Genomic DNA, 24,047 nt, shown 5'->3' with positions numbered 1-24,047 from the left:
GTCGGACGGGCAATCGCGCCAGCGTGCGCCGCACTGGAGCATGTGAATGATACCGCTGATAATGCGTCGATCGTCTTGGCGCGCCGGGCCGGTCTGGTTCGTTGGCAGATGCGGCTCTATCTGAGCCCACTGCTTGTCGTTGAGCCAGAACAGTCCTTTGCGCATCGAAGTCCCCCGTGCCGAATCAACTTGGCACAAGGGAATCAGAACTCGCTAATTAGGTACAGACCCTAGTCCTAATCTGCGGAATTCAGGGCCGCACGGCCGGCGTTTCCATCGGCAAGCCATGCGCTCGCGACATCAGATAGAGTTCGAGCGCGACCAACTCGGGCGCGCCGAAATCATAGGCCTGGGCGCGGACACCCGTCATGCAACTGCGTAGCCGCCGCTCCAGCGATCCCAGCGTCTGCCATTCTAGGCGATAAAGCGGATAGCCGGTCGGCTGTCCCTGCGTGACCGGCGCGCCGGCAAGCCGCTTGTTGAAATTGTCGTCGTGGCAATTGGTGCAGGCAAGATTGAGCTGGCCTTCGCGCTGCATGAAGAGGGCGCGGCCCTGTTCGACGAATGGCTTCAGTTGCGGATCGTCGCCCGCGGTGATCGCGGTGCCGCGCGATTGGTGCGCGACGAAGGCGGACAGGGCCAGCAAATCGCTGCTCTCGTAGGGGAGCGGCCTCGCCTGCTGATGATTGCTGCGGCACAGATTGATGCGCTGGTCGAGCGTGACGGGGCGCGCCAGCGCCTTGTCGAAGGCCGGATAGCGCGCCGCGACGCCTTTCATGCTGCCGCGTGCATCGCCATGGCAATCCACGCAGGCCTTGTCGGCGCTGCCGGTCCTCTTCGTCCATAACGCCTCGCCGTCGAGCACGAACAGCATGCCGGGATTTGAGGTGTCGTCATCCTGCATCGCGCGCGTGTCAGGCCCCATGAACGAATAGCCGGAGCGGCGCGCGTCCGGCGGAATCTCGCCGGCGAGCAGGGCAGGGACCGTGGCGAGGAGCGCCGCGGCCGATATCGCGCGCCAAAAACTCATTCGACCGTGATCGACGCCGATGCGCTGGACGAATAGCCGTTGTCGCCGATCCACTCGAACTCGAACTTACCGCTCTGCTTCGCGACCGTGAAAAACGACAAATAGGGATTGGCTGCTATCGCCGGAAAGAGATCGGCGCGAAAAATCTCGGTGCCGTTGTAGCGGCACGTGAAACTCGTGATGATGTCGCGCGGCACCAGCGCGCCGTCCGCGGTATGGCGGAAGCCCGTCTCCATGATGTGCGAGGTCAACGTGCGGATCTCGATGATTTCGCCGCGCCTGGCTTTCGCCGGAACGTTGATGAGCGCGGCCATCAATTCATCTCCTCGGTGCAGGCGGCCAGCGTCACCACGATCTCGGCCGTGACCTGCCAGAACGTGTCGTCGGAAAGACGCGCGATCGCCACCACCTTCTGGGTGTCGGCGAGCCGAATCCGGGTCGAGATTTGGGCGCGGCCGGACGAGGGGCCGAGATAGAAATTGCCGATGTTCGGCTGCGGGTTCTTCTCGTTGAAGACGTGGATGCTCTTGACGTAGTCGCCCGCCGTCATCGGGCTCGCGACGCGCACGGTCAGCGGCACCGTGTTGCCGTTCTCGACCAGCGGCGGAATGTCGAGCTTCACCTTGCCGGTGCGGACAGGTGCTTCGCCGACGACGTTGCGGATCGCGGCAGTGAGCATCGCCGGTGTCGCCTCGAGCGGCCGCAGCGTGACCATCGGGATCGCCCCGGCGAACGTCACGCTTCCGGCAAGATTCAGGAATTGGCGTCGCGTGGTTGGCATGAACAGTCCTAGTCCCGAAGCGTTGCGAGAAAAGCCACGAGGTCCTCGATCTCGGCGGCGGACAATATCGGTTTGCCGACGAAATTTCGCCCGACCCGCACGAGGTGGTCGGTGCGATAGTAGGACGGCATGATGGTCTCCGGGTTGAAGCGCGCCGCATCGACGAGTCGAAGCCGCAACTGGCTCACCGTCCAGCGGTTCCCCGCACCCGAGAGGTCAGGCGCGAGGTCGCCCTGGAACCGGGTTTCGGGGAAGGGACCGGAATGGCAGAGGATGCAGGTCGTCGTGCGCGCCAGCACCAGCGCGCGTCCGCGCGCGGCGTCGCCGGGCGCGCCGGTGAGCGATTCCGCGATGCCGTCGCCGGCGACGTTGTAGTGCCGGAGCTCCTCGGCTCCCGCATGGCAGGCGAACGCGCAACTGGCGATGAGCGCTGCGATATGGACCAATGCTCTAGCCAAAGGTGTCCGCCGTGATGGTTTGAAACCAGCGCTCGGCTTCAGCCGCCTCGCGGGCGCGCAATTCGCGCGGCGCATCGGCCGGGCTGGTCGCTCCGCCCTCGACCTCGGCGAAGATGTCGCCCCTGGGCTGGTAATTGCCCGCGAGTGAAAAGCCGTAGCCGGGTGCGACAATGTTGTAGCACACCCCTGTCAGTCGCGGCGTTTCTGGTGCGCGGCCGGCAAGGAGGTTCACGATCGCGGAAGCGCAGGCCTTGCCCTGTGCGCTTGCCGCGGATGCCGATTTGGGAATGCCCCCGCCGAGGCAGGCATCGCCGATGACGTGGATGTTCGGGACAAGTTTCGATTCGAAGGTAACGGGATCGATCGGGCACCAGCCGGTCGCATCCGCCGCGCCCGCGACCTCAGCGATGCGTCCGGCACGCTGCGGCGGGATGACGTTGGCGACGTCGGGGGTGTAATTGCCGAATTCGGTGACGATGGTCCTGGTCGCAGGATCGACCGAGGTCACGCGGCCGCCTTGCGACAGAGCGATGCGTTCGATCATGTTCCCGTAAAGCTCCTTCCACGCCTTCTCGAACAGCCGCTGCTGGGAGAAAGTGTCCTTGGCATCGAGAATCAAGACCTTTGAGCGCGGCTTCGTCGTTTTCAGGTAATGCGCGATCAGGCTGGCTCGCTCGTAAGGCGCCGGCGGACAGCGCGAGGGATTGGCGGGGATGGCAATGGCGACAGTGCCGCCGTCCGGCATGGCCTCCAGCTGCCCACGCAGCAATAGCGTCTGCGCACCGGCCTTCCAGGCATGCGGCATCTTTTCTGATGTGGCGTCGTCGTAGCCGGGCAGAGCCTCGAAATGGAAGTCGATGCCGGGAGAGAGGACGAGACGATCATAGGGCAGCGCAACGCCATCGGCCGTCACGACGCTGCGCAGCTGCGGCTCGATCGTGGTTACGGCTTGGCTGATCACCGTGACGCTTTCGGCGGCGACCTTCTCATAGCCAAACTGCTGCACGTCGATCTCGCGCAGACCCGCGATCACCTCGTTGCTGAACGGGCAGGAAGTGAAGACGGTACTGGGTTCGATCAGGATGACTTGCAAGTTTGCCTGCGCGCGCTTCAGCGCGCGGGCGCACGCCGCACCACCGAAGCCGCCGCCGACCACGACGGCGCGGCCCGCCGATTGCGCGCGCAGGATCGTAGGGGCGGCGAATGATGTGGCCGCAGCGGCGATCCCGAGGACGGCATCCCGCCGTGTCACCGGCGCATTCATGAGTCTTGTCCGGAAAGTGTGCCGCGGCGGCGGTTGCGGCCGCCGCGGCGTTTCTCAGGCGAAGGTGATGTTCTGGTCGCGCAGCGGCACCGAACGGATGCGTTTGCCCGTCGCCGCGAAGTACGCATTGAGCACCGCCGGCGCCGCGACGCCGATGGTCGGCTCGCCGACACCGCCCCAGAACCCGCCGCTCGGCACCATCACCGACTCCACCTTCGGCATCTCGTTGATGCGCATCGAATTGTAGGTGTCGAAGTTGGTCTGCTCGATCTTGCCGTCCTTGACGGTGCAGCCGCCGTAGAACAGCGCGGAGAGGCCATAGACGAAGGACCCCGCGATCTGCCGCTCCACCTGGGCCGGATTGACGACGTAGCCGGGATCGGTGGAGGCGACGATGCGATGCACCTTGATCTTGTTGCCGTCGGTCACCGAGATTTCGGCAGCGCCGGCGACATAGCTGCCATAGCCCATCACCTGCGCGATGCCGCGATAGATGCCCTGTGGCGCCGGAGTGCTCCAGCCGATCTTCTCGGCCACGGCATTGAGCACCGCCAGATGCTTGGGGTGATTGCCCATCAGCTTGCGGCGGAATTCGAGCGGGTCCTGGCCTGCGGCCTGGGCCAGCTCGTCCATGAAGCATTCCATGTAGATCGCGTTGTGATTGACGTTGACGCCGCGCCAGAAGCCCGGCGGAACGTGCGGGTTGCGCATCGCATGCTCGACCAGGAGGTTCGGCACGGAGTAACCGAACGCGGCTTCGCCGGACTGGGCGACGCCCTGGAATGCGGCCGGATCCATGCCGTTCTGCAGCGCTTCGGGGCGGAGCGAGAACAGGATCGATTGCCCGGACAGGCGATAGTGCAGCGCGACCAGATTGTTGTCGGCATCGAACGCGCCGGTCATCTTGCACTGGGTGATCGGGTGATATCTGCCGTGCGCCATGTCCTCTTCGCGCGACCACAACAGCTTGATCGGCGTGCCCGGCATCTCCTTGGCGATCAAGACGGCCTGGCGGACATAGTCGGTCTGGCCGCGCCGGCCGAAGCCGCCGCCCGGCATCACCTTGTGCACGTCGCACTTCTCCGCCGGCAGGCCCGACGCTTCCAACGTGGCCGCGAAGGCTGCCTCGCCATTCTGCGTGCCGCACCAGACCTCGCATTTGTCCGCCGTGTAGAGCGCCGTGGCGTTCATTGGCTCCATGGTGGCGTGGTTCTGGTAGGGATAGCTGTAGACGGCCTCGATTTTCTTGGCGGCACCGGCAATCGCCGCCTTCGCGTCGCCGTTCTTGTTGCCGACATAGGCCGGCTGCCCGTTGTCGAGGCCCTCGGTCAGCCATTTCGCGATCGACTCGCTCGAGACCTTGGCGTTGTCGCCCTCGTCCCAGACGATCGGCAGCGCCTCCAGTGCGGTCTTGGCGTGCCACCAGGTGTCGGCAACGACGGCGACCGCGGTGTCGCCGACCTTGACGACCTTCTTGACTCCTTTCATGCCGGTGATCTTGGCTTCGTCATAGCTTTTCAGCTTGCCGCCGAACACCGGGCAATCCTTGATCGCGGCGTTCAGCATGCCCGGCAGCTTGACGTCGATGCCGTAGACCATGGTGCCGGTGGTCTTCTCGGCGGTGTCCAGCCGCTTCACGCCCTTGCCGATCAGCTTCCAGTCCTTGGGGTCCTTCAGCTTGACCTCGGCCGGCGGCGTCAGCTTGGCCGCGGCCTCGGCGACCTTGCCGTAGGTCGTGGTCTTGCCGGACGGCGTGTGGGTAATGACGCTGTTGGCGGCCGTGCATTCGGACGCCGGCACTTTCCACGCCTCGGCGGCGGCCTGGATCAGCATCACGCGTGCAGTGGCACCGCCCTTGCGGACGTAGTCTTGCGAAGAGCGGATGCCGCGGCTGCCGCCGGTCGAGAAATCGCCCCAGACGCGCTTGCGGGCGACGCTCTGGCCCGGTGTCGGATATTCGGTCGAGACCTTCGACCAGTCGCATTCGAGTTCCTCGGCGACGAGCTGGGCAAGGCCGGTGAGGGAGCCCTGGCCCATTTCGGAGCGGGCGATGCGGATGACGACGGTGTCGTCGGGCCTGACCACGACCCAGGCGCCGATCTCCGGGGAGCCGTCGGCCGCGCGGACCACGGCGGGACCGCCGAAGGGGATATCGAGGCCGATTGCGAGACCTGCGCCGACCGCGGCGGTGCCGATGACGAAGGCACGGCGGTTCATCCTGGGAGAGACATGCTTGTTCATGTGGCGGCTCCTTACGCGCTTGCGATCGTGTGGATCGCTTCGCGCACCTGCTGGAAGGTGCCGCAGCGGCAGATATTGGTGATGGCCTCGTCGATGTCGGCGTCGGTCGGCTTCGGCTTCTCGCTCAGCAGCGCCGCCACCGCCATGATCATGCCGCTCTGGCAATAGCCGCATTGCGGAACGTCCTGGGCAATCCAGGCTTCCTGCACCTTGTGCAGCGCGTTGCCGGAGGCGAGCCCTTCGATGGTCGTGATCTTCTTGCCTGCGGCTTCGCCGACCGAAACCCCGCAGGAGCGGGTGGCGACGCCGTCGATGTGAACGGTGCAGGCGCCGCATTGTGCAATGCCGCAGCCATATTTGGTGCCGGTGAGGCCGGCATTCTCGCGGATCGCCCAGAGCAGGGGCGTATCCGGCTCGACGTCGAGCGTGAAGGTTTTTCCGTTGATTGTTAGGTTTGCCATCGCAGTCCCCTGATTGGCCCAATCCACCGACTGGACTCAGCGGCGCAATGTGTCCGGCAAATTGGAAACGTTCAAATCAATAGTCCGAGGGGTAACCGGCGGGGATTCCTTCCCCGGGCGCCCGCGGCATGGTCTACTGGCTTCCGCGCCGACGCCCCCGGAACCGAGAGCGACAGTTTGTCCCTTTTGGCAGGGTGCAAGTCGAGAATGCTCTGCTACAGTGGAATCAGCCAAAAAGGGGTTCCATGAACGTACCGCAGCCTTGCAAAGTCCTGATGCTCTATCCGCTGTTCTCGGCAGAGTCCTTCTGGAGCTTTGGCGAATCCTGCAAAGTGTTGGGTGTGAAGCGGCCCGCGGCCCCTTTGGGGCTGATCACCGTTGCCGCGATGCTGCCCGAGAGCTGGACGGTCCGGCTGATCGATTGCAACACGGAATCCTTCAGCGACGAGGATCTTTCCTGGGCCGACGTCGTCTTCACCGGCGGAATGATGCCGCAGCAGGCCGACACGCTGCGCCTGATCGAAATTTGCCGTGCCGCGGGCAAGCCGGTGGTCGTGGGCGGTCCCGATCCCACCTCGAGCCCCCATATCTATGAGAGGGCCGACTTCCAGGTGCTCGGAGAGGCCGAAAGCGTTCTCCACGAATTCGTCGCGGCCTGGGACAGTGGCGCACGCTCCGGCGTCTTCATTGCGCCGAAATTCCAGGCCGACGTCACCAAGACGCCGGTGCCGCGCTTCGATCTGCTGAAGTTCGAGGACTACCTTTATCTCGGTGTGCAGTATTCCCGCGGCTGCCCGTTCACCTGCGAGTTCTGCGATATCATCGAGCTCTATGGCCGGGTGCCGCGAACCAAGACGAACGAGCAAATGCTGGTCGAGCTCGACAGGCTCTATGCCATGGGCTACCGCGGCCATCTCGACTTTGTCGACGACAATTTCATCGGCAACAAGAAGTCGTTGCGGCTGTTCCTGCCCCAGCTGGCCGAATGGCAACGTGCTCACGGCTATCCCTTTGAATTGTCAACTGAGGCCTCGGTCAATCTGGCCGACGATCCCGAGCTCCTGAACCTGATGGGCCAGGCGAACTTCTTCGCCATCTTCGTCGGTATCGAAAGTCCGGATCCGGCGACGCTGGTCGCCATGCGGAAGAAGCAGAACACGCGGCGCAACATCGCCGAGAGCATCCACAAGATCTACGCCGCGGGCATGCTCGTCACCGCGGGTTTCATCGTCGGCTTCGACAATGAGAAGCTCTCGATGGCGGATGCCATGATCGACTTCATCGAAGAGGCAGCGATCCCGGTCAGCATGGTCGGCCTGCTCTATGCCTTGCCGAACACGCAGCTGACGCGCCGCCTCGAGCGCGAGGGCCGGTTGCATCCGGGCCACGACCTGGCGCCGACCATCGGCGCGGATCAGTGCACCGCCGGGATCAACTTCGATCCGGTGCGTCCATTGCGCGACATTCTGACGGACTACAAGCGCGTGCTGGAGCACATCTACAGCCCGGCCGCCTATGCAAGGCGTATCGACCGACTGATGACGCTGCTCGACCGCTCTCGCCAGCGCCAGGAGCTCGCGGAAGGCGATATCCGTGCCCGGATCGGCGCGATGGAAACGGTGCACAAGGTGGTCACAGCCCTTCCCGAGGCGCGCGGGCCGCTGTGGCAGACCTTCATGAACTGCGCCAAGCGCGACACAACATCGGCGCGGATCGCCGTGCAGATGATCGCTGCCTATGCGCATCTCGGGCCGTTCTCGCGCAAGGTCATCGCTGCCATCGATGAGCGCCTCGCTGCGCTCGACGAGGAGACTGTCATTCCGGCCGCGACAGTCGAGGTGACGGCGGCCCGACATCTGGCTTGACCGTCTACTCCACCGCCAGCCGCAAAAAGCTCATCACGCTGCCGAGTACGGCGAAGCCGGCGCCGAGTGCCAATGCCACGACTGCGCCGTCGTGACCGGCCAGCGAGAAGCAGAGCGCGGCCAGCGCCGCCCCTGTCGTTTGCCCTGTCAGGCGCGCGGTGGCGACGATGCCGGAGGCGCTGCCGCTGCGATGTGGCGGCGCGCTCGACATCACCGCTTTCATGTTCGGCGCCTGGAAGAAGCCGAATCCCATGCCACAGATCACCATCCGCCAGATGATGTCGGGAATCGCAGGATTGGCAGGCAGCATCGCCAGCAGCGCCGTGCCGAGGCCGAGCAGCACGAGCCCGATGCCGCCGAGCAGTCCGACCGCGTGCCGGTCGGAGAGGCGCCCGGCGATCGGCGCCATGATGCCGACCACCAGCGGCCATGGGGTCATGAAGAAGCCGGTCTCGACCTGCGAACGCCCCAGCACGTCCTCGAAATAGAACGGCAGCGAGACGAAGGCGAGGCCCTGCACTGCGAACGAGCACACCGCGGTCGCCGCCGACAGCGCGAACATCGGCCGGCTGAACAGGTCGATCGGCAGCATCGGCGCCGGATGGTCGGCGTGGCGGCGCGTCAGGATGAAGCCGAGCGCGAGGGCAGTGACCAGCTCGATGCCCACGACCATCGGTGAGAGATTGTGCGCGGCACTGCCGATGCCCGTGATGAACAGCCCGAGACAGGCCGACGCCAGGGCCGCGCCGAGAAAATCGAAGCCGTGATCGGCGCGCGGCGTCTTCGGCAGCATCGCAAAGCCGATGCCGATCGCGACCAGGCCGAACGGGATGTTGACGGCGAACAGCCATGGCCACGGGCCGAGCGCGAGGATAGCGGAAGCGATCGAGGGACCAAAGGTGAAGGCGGTCGCGACCACCAGCGCGTTGTGGCCGAAGCCGCGGCCGAGCATCCGGCCGGGATAGACGAAGCGCACCAGCGCCGTGTTGACGCTCATGATGCCGCTCGCACCTAACCCTTGCAGCGTGCGCGCAACCAGCAGGCTCTCCAGCGACCAGGCCACCGCGCAGAACAGCGAGGCGATGGTGAACAGGATCAGGCCGCCGAGATAGATGCGCTGGTGCCCGACGATCTCGCCGAGTGCTCCCAACGGCAGCAACGTCGCCACCAGCGCGATCTGGTAGACGTTGACCACCCAGACCGATTGCTCCGGGCTCACATGCAGGTCGCCGGCAATGGCGGGCAGCGCGATGTTGGCGATCGCGGTGTCGAGCGACGCCATCGCCAGCGCGGTGAAGATCGCGGCAATGGCCCAGCGCCGCTGTGCGGCTGGAAGGCCGTCGGAAATGGTGTGGTCGGGCTCGCGCGCGCCGGCGGGTAACGTGATTGTCATTGCGTTAGCGCGTTGCTCCGGCGGCCGGCTCCAGGGGACTCGGCATGTACTACGGCGCGGCCGCCTTCCACAGGCATATGCTTGCATGCTGTGTATGCGCGAAGGCTGGGCGATGAACCTGCGCGCCGGCGTATGATCGCGCGAACTGCTGCAATGTCAGGGGACCGCCATGCACATCGTCGTTTTGCCCGGTGACGGCATCGGGCCCGAGATCACGGCCGCAACATCAGGCGTGTTGCGCGCGGCCTCCGAACGCTTCCAGCTCAATCTGCAGCTGGAGGAGCACGCGGTCGGGCATGCGAGCCTCAAACAATTTGGCACGACGGTGCGCCCCGAGCTGCTCGACATCGTCCGCGCCGCCGACGGCCTGATCCTCGGGCCGACCGCGACCTTCGACTTCAAGGACGAGGCCCATGGCGAGATCAACCCGTCGCGATATTTTCGCAAGAACCTCGACCTCTACGCCAATGTCAGGCCGGCACGCACCTATGCGGGGCTGTCCGGCCGGGTCGGCGATTTCGACCTCGTCGTGGTGCGCGAAAATACGGAAGGGTTTTACGCCGACCGCAACATGGAGCAGGGCAACGGCGAGATGCTGGTCACATCGGACGTCGTGATCTCGCTGCGCCGGATCACGCGCCTGTGCTGCGAGCGCATCGCGCATGCGGCGTGCCGGCTGGCGATGAAGCGGCGCAAGCATCTCACCATCGTGCACAAGGCCAATGTGCTCAAGCTCGGTGACGGCATGTTCCTCGAGATCTGCCGCGAGGCGGCGAAGGCCTATCCCGGCCTTGAGGTCGACGACATCCTCGTCGACGCCATGATGGCGCATGTGGTGCGCAACCCCGACCGCTTCGACGTCATCGTCGCCACCAACATGTTTGGCGACATCCTGTCCGATCTCACCGCCGAACTCTCCGGCAGCCTCGGTCTCGGCGGCTCGCTCAATGTCGGCGACAGCTTCGCCATGGCGCAGGCCGCGCATGGCTCGGCGCCTGACATAGCCGGACAGGATGTTGCCAATCCAGTCTCGCTGATCCTGTCCACGGCCCTGCTGCTCGGATGGCACGGCGAGAATAGCGGCGCGGTGCGCTACGAGGAAGCCGCACGTGCGATCGAGGCGGCGGTGGCAAAAGCGATCGGCGAGGGCAGGGCAACGCGCGATGTCGGCGGAAAGCTCGGCACGATCGCCGCGGGGGCGGCGATTGCGGAAATCCTGCAGGCCGGGTGAGTGGTTATGCGGGGCCTTGTTTTTTTTAAGGGCTCAAAACAAAAAAGCGCGAAAACAACCCCATGCACAGTAGAAGGCCCCTTGATTAATAAGGGATTTCCGAACCGCGCAGCGGCGGCATTCGCCGCTGCCATGACGTTGACCCGTCGGGCAAAACACTGGCAAAATGCGATCGTGGCGGAGATCGCGGCGTGAATGCATCGGTGGTGGCTGCGGGCAATTTCAGTGAGCTGACCTATGAAGTCTGAGAGGGGTGGCATCAATCTCGCGGCCAAACCAAGCGGAACGGGGTGCGTGGAATGCTCGGCTGCGGGCGGGTGGTGGTTTCACCTTCGCAGATGTGTCGAATGCGGTCACATCGGCTGCTGTGATGCGTCACCAAATCAGCACGCAACGAAACACAGCGCGGCGACAGGTCATCCGATCATCACGAGCTTCGAGCCGGGCGAACGATGGTTTTACGACTATCGCACGGGAGAGGCTTTCGCCGGCCCGAAGCTTCAAGGTCCTCACGCGCATCCGTTGGATCAGCCGGTGCCCGGACCGGACGGCGCGGTGCCTCCGGACTGGCAAACGCTGCTGCATGAGTAAGGCGGTAGGCCGTAGGATGGGTAGAGCACTTGCGAAACCCATCAGGTTCACGTCGTATGCTGTCGATGGGTTTCGCTGCGCTCTAACCATCCTACGAAGTCCAATCGGTTCTAGAACTGATACCTCCGCAACCCCCCATCCACCGGGATCACCGTGCCCGTGATGTAGCGCGCCACGGGTGATGCCAGGAACACCGCGAGCGCGGCGAGGTCTTCCGGCTCGCCCCAATAGCCGACCGGGATCTCTTCTTCCGCGAAGCGCTCGCGATAATCAGGCGCGTAGTTGCGGCGGATCTGTTCGCTCATGATGCGGCCGGGCGGGATGCAGTTGATGGTGATGCCGTGCTCGCCGATCTCGCGCGACAGGCCTTTGGCCCAGGCGTGCACGGCGGCTTTGGCGGCAAACGCGGCGTTGAGGCCTTCCGGCTCGGACTTGCCGGTGATGTTGACGATGCGGCCCCATTTGCGCTCGATCATCTGCGGCAGCAGCGCATGCGCGATGCGGCGGTAGCTGGTGAAATTCAGCGCGATCGCCTCGTCCCATTGGCTGTCAGGCGCATCGACGGGGAGGGGGCGGCTTCCGCCGGCATTGTTGATCAGGATGTCGACATGGCCGAGCTCTTTGAGCGCGAACGCCGAAATCTTCTCGGCCGCGTCCTTGGCCATCACGTCCTGCTCGAATGGCGTGATCAGACCGGAGCCGACTTCCGTTACCAGCTCGGCGAGCAGGTCGGTGCGCCGTGCCACGCCGACGACGCGCACGCCTTCGGCAGCCAAGCCCTTGGCGATGGCACGGCCGATGCCGACGCTCGCTCCGGTGACGACGGCGGTTTTCGATTTGAGCCCGAGATCCATGGTGACACGCCCTCTTGTTCGCTTTTCTGCTTGTCGCTGGGCTGTTCGTTCTTCTGTTCGTTTTCCTGCCCTGTCCCCGTCAGCCTGATTTGCCCGACCGGGAGGAGCAGTGGTAACCAAGAGCCGCGTTGAAGGGAACACGAAAAAGAAAAGGCGCCGAGCGATGGTCTGGGATCCGCAGCAATATCTGAAATTCTCCGGCCACCGGCTCCGGCCCGCCGTCGACCTCTTGATGCGGATCCCGGATTCTGGTCCGCGTGCGATTGCCGATCTCGGCGCCGGCGCCGGCAACGTCACCAAGCTGATCAAGGAGCGTTGGCCGGACGCGACGGTGACCGGTGTCGAGGGTTCGGCCGAGATGGTCGCCGCCGGCCGCAAGGCGGCGCCGGACGTGGAATGGTCACACGAGGATCTCGGCCACTGGCGTCCGACGAAGCAATATGACGTCGTCTACTCCAATGCCGCGCTGCACTGGCTGCCCAATCATGCGGCCCTGTTTCCGTCGATCATGGAGAAGGTGACGCCCGGCGGAATGCTCGCTGTGCAGATGCCGCGCAACTTTCTGGCGCCCTCGCATGTGCTGATCGGCGAGACCGCGCTGAACGGTCCCTGGCGGTCCAAGGTCGAGCATCTCGTCACGCCGCCGCCGGTCGAAGCGCCGGCCTATTATCACGGTCTTCTTGCTCCGATGTCGGCCAATATCGACATCTGGGAGACCGAATATCTGCAGGTGCTGGAAGGCGAGAATCCCGTGAAGGAGTGGACCAAGGGGACCTGGCTGACGCGCTATCTCGACATCTTGCAGGGCGACGAGAAGGCCGCGTTCGAAGCCGCCTATGGGATGCGGGTCGCGAAAGCCTATCCGAAGAACGCCGCGGGACAGACGCTGTTTCCGTTCCGGCGTCTGTTCATGGTCGCCCAGCGCAACGGCTGATCGCACTGCCGCAATGCGACATAAGCGCTCGTTTCCGGGAGCGGCAGCAGGTGCCGGGTTGCGCATTCAGCAGCGGCCAAGATAGCTTGAAGGTTGCTTGGCTGCGGCAAATTGGGCTTAGGTCTAGTTGTTCGGGTGGCGGATTGCTGTCAGTACTGAAATCGGAAAACAAAAAAGACCCGGTTTTAGAGGTTGTTGGGAGGTTCGTTCATGCGCAAGCTGCTTCTTGCGGTCGCCGCCGCAGCTGTTCTCGTGGGGCCCGCCGTTGCCGAGGCCCAGAGCCCGATCGTCATCAAATTCAGCCACGTCGTCGCCAACGATACTCCCAAGGGCAAGGGCGCCCTGAAGTTCAAGGAACTTGCGGAGAAGTACACCGACGGCAAGGTCAAGGTCGAAATCTACCCGAACTCCACGCTGTACAAGGACAAGGAGGAGATCGAGGCGCTGCAGCTCGGCTCGGTGCACATGCTCGCCCCCTCGACCGCGAAGTTCGCACCGCTCGGTATCAAGGAGTTCGAGGCGCTCGACCTGCCTTGGTTGTTCAAGGACGATCAAACCTATTCCAACGCGATGAAGGGCACGATCGGCAAGTGGCTGTTCGATAAGCTCGAGACCAAGGGCATCACCGGGCTCGCTTATTGGGACAACGGCTTCCACATGCTCTCCGCCAACCGTGCCCTGATAAAGCCGACCGATTTCCAGGGTCTCAAATTCCGCATCTCCGGATCGAAGGTCGCCGACCAATATCTCCGTATCATGGGTTCGATCCCTCAGATCATGGCGTTTTCCGAAGTCTACCAGGCTTTGCAGACGGGCGTGGTCGACGGCTGCGAGAATACCGCGTCCAATTACCTGACTCAGAAGTTCTACGAGGTGCAGAAGGACATCACGGTGTCCTATCACGCGCACCTGCAATATGCCGTCATCGTCAATTCGAAATTCTGGTCCGGCCTGCCGCCCGATATCCGCGCCCAGCTCGAGAAGGCGATGAACGAGGCGACCGACTACACCAATTCGATCGCGCGTCAGGAAAACGAGGATGCGCTGGCCGAGATCAAGAAGACGGGCAAGACCACGCTGCATTATCTGACTGACGCCGATCGCAAGGCGTGGCAGGAGGCGATGCAGCCGACCTACAAATGGGCAAAGGGGCGGGTCGGGCAGGAGGTGCTCGATCTCCTCGCCAAGGAACTCGACGTCAAGATGAACTGACGCCGGCGCGCTGGAAGAACAACCATGAACGGTCGGGGGTGATCGCACTCCCGGCCGTTGCTCTTGAATGATGAGCCAAGCTGAGGGGACCAAGTTGCTGCGTGCATTGAATCGTGTGCTCGATCATCTCGAGGAATGGCTGATCGCGACGATGATCGCGGCCGCGACATTGCTCATCTTCGTTGCCGTGCTGCACCGATATGGCGCCGGGCTGTCGATCGACATCGCCAAATGGGCGGAGGCGCGCAACCTGTCCTTGCTGGCCGCGCCCGCGCGAGCGGCGTTCGTCTGGCTTGCCGCTCTCGACTTGTCCTGGGCGCAGGAACTCTGCATCTACATGTTCATCTGGATGGCGAAGTTCGGTGCGGCCTACGGGGTGCGCACCGGCATCCATGTAGGCGTCGACGTCCTGGTCAATGTCCTTCCCGGCGGATCGCGCCGCCGCGTCATCACGTTCGGCCTGATGTGCGGCGCCCTTTTCACTGCCATCGTGTGCTATTTCGGGGCCGCGTTCGTCGGCCAGATGTGGCAGACCGGCCAGCAATCCAACGACTTGGAAGCACCGATGTGGCTGGTGTATCTCACCATCCCGCTCGGCTCCGGGCTGATGTGCTTCCGCTTCCTGCAGGTCGCCTGGTCGTTCTATCGCACCGGCGAACTGCCGCATCACGACATGGCAGGCGTCGAGGGCGTCGAAATAGACCCGGTCCATCCGGCCCCGGTCACGCGCAGTCAGGTCGTCCGCGACGAACGCAGCCCGCTCGGCTGGGTCCTGATGTTGTTGCCGGTCCTGATCGTCGCCGTGTGCTTCGCCCATTCGGCGCACGTGATCACGATGCCGCAGGGCCTGCGTGTCGCCGTGGTTTTCGGCCTTCTGCTGTCGTTGATGCTCACGGGCATGCCGATCTCCATCGCGCTCGGCCTGACCGTGCTCAGCTTCATGTTCACGTTGACCGACGTACGGACGGAATCGGTGGCGCTGAAGCTGTTTACCGGCATCGAGAGCTTCGAGATCATGGCGATCCCGTTCTTCATCCTTGCCGGCAACTTCCTGACCCATGGCGGCGTGGCGCGCCGGATGATCACGTTCGCGACTTCGCTGGTCGGCCATTGGTACGGAGGCCTTGCGCTCTCGGGCGTGGTCGCCTGCGCGCTGTTCGCCGCGATTTCCGGCTCGTCGCCGGCCACCGTGGTGGCGATCGGATCGGTGATCCTGCCCGCGATGGTCGCGCAGGGATTTCCCAAGAAGTTCGGGGCGGGCGTGATCACGACCTCCGGCTCGCTGGGAATTCTCATTCCACCGTCGATTCCAATGGTGCTGTTTGCCGTCTCCACCAACACCTCCGTCGGCAAGCTGTTCATCGCCGGCATCGTGCCGGGAATGGTGCTCGCCATGCTGCTTGGCGCCACGACGTTCTACCGGGCCTGGCGTAACGACTATCCGAGGATGCCGAAAGCAACCCTCTACGAACGCTTCGATGCGTTCCGCAAGTCGATCTGGGGTATCCTGCTGATCGTGATCGTGATCGGTGGCATCTACAGCGGCCTGTTCACACCGACCGAAGCTGCCGCCGTCAGCGCGGTGTACGCCTTCATCGTCGCAGTGTTCATCTACAAGGATCTGAAGCTGCGAGACGTGCCGCGGGTGCTGCTGTCGTCGGCAAATCTTTCAGCGATGCTGCTCTACATCATCACCAACGCCGTCTTGTTCTCGTTCCTGATGACTTACGAGAACGTGCCGCAAGCGCTCGCGCAATGGATGATCGACCAGGGCTTCGGCTGGATCGGCTTCCTCCTCGTCGTCAATCTCCTGCTGCTATTAGCCGGCAACGTGATGGAGCCATCCTCGATCATCCTGATCATGGCGCCGATCCTGTTTCCGGTTGCGATCAAGCTCGGCATCGATCCGATCCATTTCGGCATCCTGATGACGGTCAACATGGAGGTCGGGCTGTGCCATCCGCCGGTCGGCCTCAATCTCTACGTGGCCTCAGGCATCGCCAAGATGGGTATCACCGAGCTCACGGTCGCGGTGTGGCCATGGCTGCTGACGATGTTGGGATTCCTGGTGGTCGTGACCTATTGGCCCGGCCTGTCGCTGTGGCTGCCGAGGCTGTTGGGCATGTAGCCCGCGAACACGCTGCTTCTCTCCACCTGTGGGCGCGGGGCTACGCATTGCTGCGCCCTCCCGTCATGGCAATCGGCCGCGGGATGCGGTTAGATGCCGCGCAACAGGCGGGGAGGAGATCGAGATGACGGACACGTCCAGCAACGAGCCGAAGGGCGCAACGCCGTCCGTCATCGCGCAGCAAACGGCGATGCTGAATGCACTGCCGTTTTCCGACACGCGCGATTTCGACGACGCCGCGCGCGGCTTCCTCGGCACGATCGAGAACGCGGAGATCACCAATCCGCAAGGGCGGACGGTCTGGAGCCTCGAGCCGTACGCCTTTCTTGCCGCCGAGCAGGCGCCGACCACGGTCAATCCGAGCCTGTGGCGGCAGTCGCGGCTCAACATGCAGCACGGCCTTTTCGAGGTCGTGCCCGGCGTGTACCAGGTGCGGGGGCTCGACATTGCCAACATGACGCTGATCGAAGGCCACAGCGGCGTCATCGTCGTCGACACCCTGACCTCGATCGAGGGCGCGCGCGCCGCGCTCGATCTCTACTACAGGCATCGTGGCCAGCGGCCGGTCGCGGCCGTGATCTTCACCCATACCCACACCGACCATTGGGGTGGTGCGCGCGGCGTGCTGGAGGAGGATGCACTCGCGAGCGGCCGCGTGCCGATCATCGCGCCGAACTTGTTCATGGAGCATGCCGTCTCCGAGAACATCATCGCGGGACCTGCGATGCTGCGCCGGGCGCAGTACCAGTTCGGGCCGCTCCTCGCCAAGGGCGCGCGCGGGCAGGTCGATTGCGGCCTCGGCAAGTCGATGGCGGCAGGTTCGGTGGCGCTGCTGCGACCGACTGACCTGATCATGGCGACCGGCGACCGGCGCGTAATCGACGGCGTTGAATTCGAATTCCAGATGGCGCCGAACAGCGAAGCGCCGGCGGAGATGCATTTCTTCATCCCGCGCTACAAGCTGTTGAACCTCGCCGAGAACTGCACCCACAATTTCCACAATCTGCTGCCGTTCCGCGGCGCCGATGTGCGCGACGCGCTGGCCTGGTCGAAATATCTGGGCGAGGCCTTGCAGCTCTGGGATGGCAAGGCGGAGGCGATGTGCGGCCAGCATCACTGGCCGGTGTGGGGACACGAACGCATCGGCACGATGATCCGGCAGCAGCGCGACCTCTACAAATTCGCGCATGACCAGACCATCCGCCTGATGAACCACGGCCTCACCGCGGCCGAGATCGCTGAAACGATCCAGCTGCCCAAGAGCCTGGAGGGCGCCTGGCACGGCCGCGGCTATTACGGCCACATCCGGCACAATGTGAAGGCGATCTATCAAAAATATCTGGGCTGGTACGACGCCAATCCGGTCAATCTCGATCCCTTGCCCCCGGTTGAGTCGGGCAAGAAATACGTCGAGTACATGGGCGGCGCCGACGCCATCCTCGCGCGGGCGCGTGCCGATTTCGACAAGGGCGAATTCCGCTTCGTGGCGCAGGCGCTCGGCCATCTCGTCTTTGCCCAGCCGGACAACGCGGCGGCGCGTGCATTGCTGGCGGATACGCTGGAGCAGCTCGGCTACGCTGCTGAAAGCGCGACCTGGCGCAATGCCTATCTGTTCGGCGCGCAGGAATTGCGCCAGGGCATGCCGAAGGTGCCGGCGCGCCCGCCGATGCCGCGCGAGACGCTGGCGGCGCTGCGCACCTCACAGCTCTGGGACGTGCTCGGCATCCGCCTGAACGGACCAAAGGCGGAAGGAAAGCACATCGTGCTGAACTGGAGCTTCTCCGACACCGGCGAGACCTTCGTGCTCAATCTGGAGAACTGCGCGCTGACTTACACAGAGGGCATGCAGGCGCACAATGCCGATGCCAGCTTCACGCTGGCGCGGTCGACGCTCGACGAGGTGATCGCAAAACTGACCAGCTTCCCGGAGGCCGTGGCCGCCGGCAAGGTCAAATTCGCCGGCAACCCGATGCGCCTCGCCGAGCTGATGGGCCTGATGGACGAATTCCCGCGCATGTTCGAGATCGTCGAGCCGAAGCGGGCCGTGGTGAGGTAGGGCAGCCGTCACCGCGTTCCTACTGTCATCGTCCGGCTTGACCGGACGATCCAGTACTCCGCGGCGGGAGTTGCGTGAGCAAACTGCTGCCGCGGGGTACTGGATGCCCCGCCTATGCGGGGCATGACAGTGGCTACTCCGCGCTGCTCACCAGCTTGATCCGCGGCGCCTGTTCCTCGCCGAGGCTGCGATAGGCCGCGAGATAATCCAGCGCCATGCGACGCGCCGTGAAACGCGTCTCGAACTGCTTGCGAATGACGGAGCGGTCGAGTTGCTGCAGGCGGCCGACGACGCCGGCCGCGCTGAGGACGTCCTCGACGACGAAGCCGGTGAGGCCCTCGTCGATGATCTCCGGCACTGAGCCGCGGTTGAAGGCGATGACCGGCGTTCCGCAAGCCATGGCCTCGATCATCACCAGGCCAAACGGCTCCGGCCAGTCGATCGGGAGCAATAAGCCCAGCGCGCCGCTCAAAAAGTCCGACTTCTCGTGATCGCTGATCTCGCCGATGAATTCCACCAGCGGATTGTTCTCGATCATCGGCCGGATCAGCTCGTCATAGTAATCCTGGTCGGCACGATCAACCTTGGCGGCGATCTTGAGCGGAATGCCACAATGCGTCGCGATCTTGATGGCGCGGTCGACGCCCTTTTCCGGTGCGATGCGGCCAAGCACGGCGAGGTATTCCTGTTTCGCCGGCTTCGGCGTCAGCAGGTTCTCCGGCAGGCCGTGGTGGATCGTCCTCACCCAGTTCGCCTGCGGCACCGGCCGGCGCTGCGCGTTCGAGATCGAGATGACGGGGACCTTCGAGAAGGTGTTGAAGACCGGTTGATGCTCCGGCAGGTCGAGCCGGCCGTGCAGCGTGGTCAGGAACGGTGTCGGCTGCCGGTAGAACAGCGACCACGGATAATAATCGAGATGGAAGTGGAGGAAGTCGAACTCCTCGTCGTCACATTTCTGCCGCACCCGCTCCAGCATCACCATGTGCAGCGCATTGGGATCGCGCACGGAACCGTCGAGGCGGAGCGCCCGGGGCCATAACGCGTCCAGCTTCGCCGAGGTCTGCGAGTCGCCGCTGGCGAACAGCGTTACGTCGTGCCCAAGGGCCACCAGCTCTTCCGTCAACCAATGCACCACCCGCTCGGTGCCGCCATACAGCTTGGGTGGAACAGCCTCCGTCAACGGAGCTACCTGCGCGATGCGCATCTCACCATCTCCTCTGTGCGATCATGATTGTAGAAAGCCCCCGCCTGTTCAGCACCGGCACGCCAGACAAGGGAACGTTCCCGCACTTGCGAAGTTCCTCCTTCCGAACGTTACTTATTCGACACGTCGGACGCCTGTTTCGACACGTCGGACGCCTGTCGCGATGCTGCCATCACATCTTCGCAGAACGCCCGCATCCGCATGTCGTGATGGCGTTGCCCGGGAACCGAGGCGAAGTGGTCGATGTTCAGTCGGCTAACAACAAAAGTTTGAATCATCACGACGGGGTCAATAGTCACATGGATCATCTTTCTGGGTATGCGCACCGGCCGTTTGCCTTTGTTTTGCGCTATCTTCGGCGTCGGCTCGCGTCGCATCTCGTGATCCTGACCGCTGTGGTGGCGGCCGTTGCCTGCTCAGTAGGCACTCAGTATGGCGTCAAATCCCTGGTCGACAGCTTGTCGGCCGGCGCTTCGCATGGTGGGAGCGTATGGCTGGCATTCATTTTCCTCATGACGTTGATCGCCGCCGATAATTTCCTTTGGCGGATCGCGAGCTGGACCGCCAGCTTCACCTTCGTCCGTGTCACGGGTGATTTACGCCGTGACATATTTCGTCATCTGACCGGCCACGCGCCGAGCTACTTCTCCGACCGGATGCCCGGCATGCTGACGAGCCGCATCACGGCGACGTCCAATGCGGTGTTCACGGTCGAAAACATGTTCGTCTGGAATGTGTTGCCGCCGTGCATCGCAACAGTTGCGGCCATCGCGCTGATTGGAACCGTCAGCCCTTACATGGCACTCGGCCTGATGGTGATTGCCGGCGGCATGGTGCTTGCGATGTTCCGCCTTGCGGCCGCAGGGAAACCTCTGCATGACGACTTCGCCGACAAAGCCGCCGTCGTCGACGGCGAGATGATCGACGTCATCAGCAACATGCCGCTGGTGCGCGCCTTCTGCGGCATCGGGCACGAGCATGAGCGGTTCGACGCGACCGTGAACCGGGAGCTCACCGCGCGCGGCCGCAGCCTGCGCTATCTGGAGAAGCTGCGGCTTATCCATGCCGGCGTCACAGTCGTGCTCACGATCGCCCTGATGGCCTGGGCGATCATGCTCTGGCAGGACGGCAGGGCAACGACCGGCGACGTCGTGCTGGTCTGCACCCTCGGTCTCTCCATACTGAACGCGACGCGCGATCTCGCGGTGGCGCTGGTCGACGTCACCCAGCACGTTGCGCGGCTGACCGAGGCGATCGCCACACTGCTGGTGCCGCATGAATTGCGCGACCACCCCGAGGCCGAGCCGCTGGTGAAGAGCGGCGCCGCGATCGCGTTCAACAATGTCACCTTCGGCTATCCCGGCGGCGAAAAGATCTTCGAGCGCTTCAGCCTGCGGCTGCAACCCGGCCAGCGCGTCGGCCTGGTCGGCCAGTCCGGCGGCGGCAAGTCGACGCTGTTCACGCTGCTCCAGCGCTTCTACGATACCGACGAGGGAAGTATCACCATCGACGGCCAGGACATTTCCAAGGTGACGCAGCTGAGCCTGCGCGAGGCCATCTCGGTCGTGCCGCAGGACATTTCCTTGTTCCACCGCTCGATTCGCGAGAATATCCGCTATGGTCGCCCGAACGCGACCGACGACGAGGTGCTGCGTGCGGCCATTGCGGCGCGCTGCGATTTCGTCGAGAGTCTGCCTGGTGGTCTCGACACCATGGTCGGCGACCGCGGCGTCAAGATGTCCGGCGGCCAGCGCCAGCGCATCGCAATCGCGCGCGCCTTCCTGAAGGACGCGCCGATCCTGCTGCTGGACGAGGCGACCGCCGCGCTCGACAGCGAATCCGAGGAGGCGATCCGCGAGGCGTTGTCGCGGCTGATGCGCGGCCGGACGGTCATCGCGATCGCGCATCGCCTCGCGACCCTGCGCAATTTCGATCGCGTGGTCGTGTTGAGGGGTGGTAAGATCATCGAGGACGGGTCGCCCGAGCGTCTGATGCAGGGCCACGGGCCCTATCGTGAGCTGGTCACGCAGGAAATGAGCCGGCTCGCCCAAGCCGCCGCGTAAACCAATAGTCGCGTTCGAGTCGGTTGCGTGTCGAAACAAGCGCAGGGGAGCTGCTGATGTCGGCTGAAGCCGTTACCCAATTCGTCTCCGTGACGCGGACCGTGGACCAGGTCGCGGAGCAGCCTTTCTATATTCCGATGACGGGACCGTCAGCGCGGCCGCGGCGTTCGCTCAAGCACGACGACACCTTTATCGTGCTCGACAGCCATGGTGACATCGGCGCTTCGGCCGGCGGGCCCGATGGCCTGTTTCATCACGACACGCGCTACCTTGCGAGGCTCGAGCTCGTGCTCGACGATCTCCAGCCGTTACTGCTGGGCTCGAACCTGCGCGACGACAACTCAGCCCTTACCGTCGATCTCACCAATCCGGACATCTACCGGCAGGGCAGCCTCGTGCTGCAAAAGGACCTGCTGCACATCGTGCGCACGATCTTCCTGTGGCGCGGCACCGCGTATCAGCGCATCGGCGTGCAGAACCACGGCGACCGCCCAGCCGGCTTTGCGCTGACGCTGCTGTTCGACAACGATTTCGCCGATCTGTTCGAGGTCCGCGGCGAACGGCGCCCGCGCCGCGGCATCGGCTCGAGCCGGCTGTTGGGACCGACCGACGTGCTGTTCGATTACCGCGGTCTCGATGACGCCGAGCGCACCACGGGCCTGCATTTCGACCCGCGCCCAACCAAGTTGTCGGTGAATGCCGCGACCTGGCAGCTCGAACTCGACCCGCATGAGTCGAAATCCTTGTTCGTGGCCGTGTCCTGCAATCGGCCGGTCGCGGAGAAGCCTGCGCGCTTTTTCAGAAGCCTGCTCGCCCATCGCCGCGAGATGCGGCAATCGACGATGGGGGCGGCCAGCATCGAGACCTCCAACAACATCTTCAACGAGGTGCTGTGCCAGGCCATGGCCGACCTCAACATGCTGATGACGGAGACGCCGCAGGGCCGCTATCCCTATGCGGGAATTCCCTGGTACTCGACGACGTTCGGCCGTGACGGGCTGATCACCGCGTTGCAGATGCTGTGGGTCGATCCGCGAATCGCCAAGGGCGTGCTGCGGCGGCTCGCCCATTTCCAAGCCAAGGCGGTCGATCCGCTCGCCGATGCCGCGCCAGGCAAGATCCTGCATGAGATGCGCGGCGGCGAGATGGCGGCGCTGCGGGAGGTACCGTTCGCGCAATATTACGGCAGCGTCGATTCCACGGCCTTGTTCGTCCTGCTGGCGGGAAGCTATTTCGAGCGCACCGGCGACCAGACGACGTTGACCGAGCTGTGGCCGGCGATCGAGGCGGGGCTGGCCTGGATCGACGGTCCGGGGGACCCCGACAAGGACGGCTTCGTCGAATATCAGCGCGCCACGGAAAAGGGCCTCGCCAACCAGGGCTGGAAGGATTCCTACGACGCGATCTTCCATGCTGATGGCCAGCTCGCGGAAGGCAATCTCGCGCTGGCCGAGGTGCAAGGTTACGTCTTTGCGGCCAAGCGGCTCGCCGCGCGCTGCGCGCTTCGGCTGGGCAAGCCTGATCTCGCCAAGAAGCTCGAGGCCGAGGCCAAGACGCTGGCCGAGCGTTTCGAGGCCGCGTTCTGGTGCGAGGAGCTCGGTACCTATGCGCTTGCGCTCGACGGCAAGAAGCGGCCCTGCAAGGTGCGGACCTCCAACGCCGGCCAGGTCCTGTTCAGCGGCATGATCCGCGAGGACCGCGCGCGCCTCGTCGCCGCCGATTTGATGCGGCCGCATTTCTTCTCGGGCTGGGGCATCCGCACCGTCGCGCAAGGCGAGGTGCGTTACAATCCGATGTCCTATCATGACGGGTCGATCTGGCCGCACGACAATGCGCTGATCGCGCTCGGGCTCGCGCGTTATGGGCTCAAGCATTCGGTCGCGCATGTCTTCAAGGGATTGTTCGACGCCGCGACCTACATGGACCTGCGCCGGTTGCCCGAATTATTCTGCGGTTTCCGGCGCGAAAAGCGGCGCGGCCCGACGCTCTATCCGGTCGCCTGCGCGCCGCAGGCCTGGGCCAGCGCAACGGCGTTCACGCTATTGGAGGCGGCGCTGGGCATCGAGTTCGACGTGGCGCGCGGCGAGATCCGGCTGCGCAATCCGCATCTGCCGGCGTTCCTGCACGAGGTGATCTTGCGCGATCTGCGTCTGGGCGAGTCCAGCGTGGACCTGCGCGTCAGCCGCCATGGCGACGACGTGGCGCTGGAGGTGTTGCGCACGCGTGGCCAGATTCAGGTCTCGATCGTGCTGGCGCGCTAGCGGCGCGCCGGAAGGAGGGT

General features: G+C 64.1%; 21 protein-coding genes and 1 pseudogene. 10 read left to right on the top strand and 12 right to left on the bottom strand.

What is annotated here, in order from left to right; genetic code table 11:
- The 8 genes from IVB50_RS41210 to IVB50_RS41175 all read right to left on the bottom strand — a co-directional run.
- Positions 1-165: transposase (locus IVB50_RS41210; RefSeq protein ID WP_247300330.1), on the bottom strand; the 165-nt coding region annotated here is incomplete at its 3' end.
- A gap of 85 nt (positions 166-250) precedes the next feature.
- A complete protein-coding gene (gene soxA, locus IVB50_RS41205) occupies positions 251-1,030 on the bottom strand; it encodes a sulfur oxidation c-type cytochrome SoxA (protein ID WP_247300311.1) in 780 nt (259 codons plus the stop codon).
- The gene (gene soxZ / locus IVB50_RS41200) at positions 1,027-1,344 is read right to left on the bottom strand and encodes a thiosulfate oxidation carrier complex protein SoxZ (protein ID WP_247300309.1); all 318 of its coding nucleotides are present in this window, start codon (positions 1,342-1,344) and stop codon (positions 1,027-1,029) included. Before soxZ ends, soxA begins: the two co-directional genes overlap by 4 nt.
- Positions 1,344-1,811 (bottom strand): SoxY-related AACIE arm protein, encoded by a 468-nt coding sequence (locus IVB50_RS41195; RefSeq protein ID WP_085352083.1) that lies wholly within the window; start codon positions 1,809-1,811, stop codon positions 1,344-1,346. The genes soxZ and IVB50_RS41195 overlap by 1 nt, the downstream gene beginning before the upstream one ends.
- A gap of 8 nt (positions 1,812-1,819) precedes the next feature.
- Entirely contained in the window at positions 1,820-2,269 is a 450-nt protein-coding gene (gene soxX / locus IVB50_RS41190; RefSeq protein ID WP_247300306.1) for a sulfur oxidation c-type cytochrome SoxX, read from the bottom strand.
- Positions 2,262-3,533 (bottom strand): NAD(P)/FAD-dependent oxidoreductase, encoded by a 1,272-nt coding sequence (locus IVB50_RS41185; protein ID WP_247300304.1) that lies wholly within the window; start codon positions 3,531-3,533, stop codon positions 2,262-2,264. Before IVB50_RS41185 ends, soxX begins: the two co-directional genes overlap by 8 nt.
- Before the next feature lie 54 nt (positions 3,534-3,587).
- Entirely contained in the window at positions 3,588-5,774 is a 2,187-nt protein-coding gene (locus tag IVB50_RS41180; protein WP_085352085.1) for a molybdopterin cofactor-binding domain-containing protein, read from the bottom strand.
- Between the two features lie 11 nt (positions 5,775-5,785).
- Positions 5,786-6,235 (bottom strand): (2Fe-2S)-binding protein, encoded by a 450-nt coding sequence (locus tag IVB50_RS41175; protein WP_007594050.1) that lies wholly within the window; start codon positions 6,233-6,235, stop codon positions 5,786-5,788.
- A gap of 245 nt (positions 6,236-6,480) precedes the next feature.
- Between IVB50_RS41175 and IVB50_RS41170 the strand changes: the two genes are divergently transcribed.
- Positions 6,481-8,100: a B12-binding domain-containing radical SAM protein gene (locus tag IVB50_RS41170; RefSeq protein WP_018457153.1), complete on the top strand. Its 1,620-nt coding sequence runs from the start codon at positions 6,481-6,483 to the stop codon at positions 8,098-8,100.
- 4 nt (positions 8,101-8,104) lie between these two features.
- Here IVB50_RS41170 and IVB50_RS41165 read toward each other — a convergent pair whose 3' ends face one another.
- Positions 8,105-9,493 carry an MFS transporter gene (locus IVB50_RS41165; protein WP_018457152.1) on the bottom strand — a complete coding sequence of 463 codons (1,389 nt, stop codon included), beginning with the start codon at positions 9,491-9,493 and terminating at the stop codon, positions 8,105-8,107.
- A gap of 169 nt (positions 9,494-9,662) precedes the next feature.
- Between IVB50_RS41165 and IVB50_RS41160 the strand changes: the two genes are divergently transcribed.
- Positions 9,663-10,724, top strand: coding sequence for an isocitrate/isopropylmalate family dehydrogenase (locus IVB50_RS41160; RefSeq protein ID WP_247300302.1), 1,062 nt, complete (start codon positions 9,663-9,665; stop codon positions 10,722-10,724).
- Positions 10,725-10,961: 237 nt separating this feature from the next.
- Positions 10,962-11,315, top strand: a complete 354-nt coding sequence (locus IVB50_RS41155) for a UBP-type zinc finger domain-containing protein (protein ID WP_081747934.1) — start codon at positions 10,962-10,964, stop codon at positions 11,313-11,315.
- 110 nt (positions 11,316-11,425) lie between these two features.
- Here IVB50_RS41155 and IVB50_RS41150 read toward each other — a convergent pair whose 3' ends face one another.
- Positions 11,426-12,169 (bottom strand): SDR family oxidoreductase, encoded by a 744-nt coding sequence (locus IVB50_RS41150; RefSeq protein WP_085352088.1) that lies wholly within the window; start codon positions 12,167-12,169, stop codon positions 11,426-11,428.
- A 163-nt stretch (positions 12,170-12,332) separates the two neighbouring features.
- Here IVB50_RS41150 and IVB50_RS41145 point away from each other — a divergent pair, with 163 nt between their 5' ends.
- From IVB50_RS41145 to IVB50_RS41125, 5 genes and pseudogenes are all read left to right on the top strand, one after another.
- The gene (locus IVB50_RS41145; protein ID WP_018457149.1) at positions 12,333-13,103 is read left to right on the top strand and encodes a methyltransferase domain-containing protein; all 771 of its coding nucleotides are present in this window, start codon (positions 12,333-12,335) and stop codon (positions 13,101-13,103) included.
- 210 nt (positions 13,104-13,313) lie between these two features.
- Entirely contained in the window at positions 13,314-14,315 is a 1,002-nt protein-coding gene (locus IVB50_RS41140) for a DctP family TRAP transporter solute-binding subunit (protein ID WP_018457148.1), read from the top strand.
- Positions 14,316-14,382: 67 nt separating this feature from the next.
- Positions 14,383-14,943: pseudogene (locus IVB50_RS42865) on the top strand (TRAP transporter small permease); the annotation flags it as partial.
- Positions 14,944-15,162: 219 nt separating this feature from the next.
- Positions 15,163-16,443, top strand: coding sequence for a TRAP transporter large permease subunit (locus IVB50_RS42860; protein ID WP_247300328.1), 1,281 nt, complete (start codon positions 15,163-15,165; stop codon positions 16,441-16,443).
- A gap of 124 nt (positions 16,444-16,567) precedes the next feature.
- Complete coding sequence (locus tag IVB50_RS41125) at positions 16,568-18,499, top strand: alkyl sulfatase dimerization domain-containing protein (RefSeq protein ID WP_204510562.1); 1,932 nt, start codon at positions 16,568-16,570, stop codon at positions 18,497-18,499.
- Positions 18,500-18,632: 133 nt separating this feature from the next.
- Here the strand turns inward: IVB50_RS41125 and IVB50_RS41120 are convergent, their stop codons facing one another.
- Both IVB50_RS41120 and IVB50_RS41115 read right to left on the bottom strand, forming a co-directional pair.
- A complete protein-coding gene (locus IVB50_RS41120) occupies positions 18,633-19,703 on the bottom strand; it encodes a glycosyltransferase family 4 protein (protein ID WP_018457145.1) in 1,071 nt (356 codons plus the stop codon).
- Between the two features lie 110 nt (positions 19,704-19,813).
- Positions 19,814-20,080: a hypothetical protein gene (locus IVB50_RS41115; RefSeq protein ID WP_247300332.1), complete on the bottom strand. Its 267-nt coding sequence runs from the start codon at positions 20,078-20,080 to the stop codon at positions 19,814-19,816.
- On the opposite strand from IVB50_RS41115, the gene IVB50_RS41110 reads away from it, so the two are divergent.
- Positions 20,003-21,766 (top strand): ABC transporter ATP-binding protein, encoded by a 1,764-nt coding sequence (locus tag IVB50_RS41110; RefSeq protein ID WP_026233312.1) that lies wholly within the window; start codon positions 20,003-20,005, stop codon positions 21,764-21,766. The genes IVB50_RS41115 and IVB50_RS41110 overlap by 78 nt on opposite strands.
- Positions 21,767-21,822: 56 nt before the next feature.
- Positions 21,823-24,027, top strand: coding sequence for an amylo-alpha-1,6-glucosidase (locus IVB50_RS41105; RefSeq protein ID WP_247300300.1), 2,205 nt, complete (start codon positions 21,823-21,825; stop codon positions 24,025-24,027).
- Positions 24,028-24,047: the final 20 nt, after the last annotated feature.

The sequence above is a fragment of the Bradyrhizobium sp. 87 genome (assembly GCF_023073015.1).
Taxonomy (GTDB): Bacteria; Pseudomonadota; Alphaproteobacteria; order Rhizobiales; family Xanthobacteraceae; genus Bradyrhizobium; species Bradyrhizobium canariense_D.
The sequence above is the reverse complement of the archived record's forward strand: the minus strand, read 5'-3'. Positions and strand labels throughout refer to the sequence as shown.

Coding starts and splice junctions, on each gene's coding strand:
- IVB50_RS41185 (WP_247300304.1), bottom strand. CDS start 3,533: ATGAATGCGCCGGTGACACGGCGGGATGCCGTCCTCGGGATCGCCGCT.
- IVB50_RS41150 (WP_085352088.1), bottom strand. CDS start 12,169: ATGGATCTCGGGCTCAAATCGAAAACCGCCGTCGTCACCGGAGCGAGC.
- IVB50_RS41125 (WP_204510562.1), top strand. CDS start 16,568: ATGACGGACACGTCCAGCAACGAGCCGAAGGGCGCAACGCCGTCCGTC.
- IVB50_RS41140 (WP_018457148.1), top strand. CDS start 13,314: ATGCGCAAGCTGCTTCTTGCGGTCGCCGCCGCAGCTGTTCTCGTGGGG.
- soxA (WP_247300311.1), bottom strand. CDS start 1,030: ATGAGTTTTTGGCGCGCGATATCGGCCGCGGCGCTCCTCGCCACGGTC.
- IVB50_RS41155 (WP_081747934.1), top strand. CDS start 10,962: ATGAAGTCTGAGAGGGGTGGCATCAATCTCGCGGCCAAACCAAGCGGA.
- IVB50_RS41170 (WP_018457153.1), top strand. CDS start 6,481: ATGAACGTACCGCAGCCTTGCAAAGTCCTGATGCTCTATCCGCTGTTC.
- IVB50_RS41180 (WP_085352085.1), bottom strand. CDS start 5,774: ATGAACAAGCATGTCTCTCCCAGGATGAACCGCCGTGCCTTCGTCATC.
- IVB50_RS41105 (WP_247300300.1), top strand. CDS start 21,823: ATGTCGGCTGAAGCCGTTACCCAATTCGTCTCCGTGACGCGGACCGTG.
- IVB50_RS41145 (WP_018457149.1), top strand. CDS start 12,333: ATGGTCTGGGATCCGCAGCAATATCTGAAATTCTCCGGCCACCGGCTC.
- IVB50_RS41165 (WP_018457152.1), bottom strand. CDS start 9,493: ATGACAATCACGTTACCCGCCGGCGCGCGCGAGCCCGACCACACCATT.
- IVB50_RS41175 (WP_007594050.1), bottom strand. CDS start 6,235: ATGGCAAACCTAACAATCAACGGAAAAACCTTCACGCTCGACGTCGAG.
- soxZ (WP_247300309.1), bottom strand. CDS start 1,344: ATGGCCGCGCTCATCAACGTTCCGGCGAAAGCCAGGCGCGGCGAAATC.
- IVB50_RS41110 (WP_026233312.1), top strand. CDS start 20,003: ATGGATCATCTTTCTGGGTATGCGCACCGGCCGTTTGCCTTTGTTTTG.
- IVB50_RS41160 (WP_247300302.1), top strand. CDS start 9,663: ATGCACATCGTCGTTTTGCCCGGTGACGGCATCGGGCCCGAGATCACG.
- IVB50_RS41195 (WP_085352083.1), bottom strand. CDS start 1,811: ATGCCAACCACGCGACGCCAATTCCTGAATCTTGCCGGAAGCGTGACG.
- IVB50_RS41120 (WP_018457145.1), bottom strand. CDS start 19,703: ATGCGCATCGCGCAGGTAGCTCCGTTGACGGAGGCTGTTCCACCCAAG.
- IVB50_RS41115 (WP_247300332.1), bottom strand. CDS start 20,080: ATGCGACGCGAGCCGACGCCGAAGATAGCGCAAAACAAAGGCAAACGG.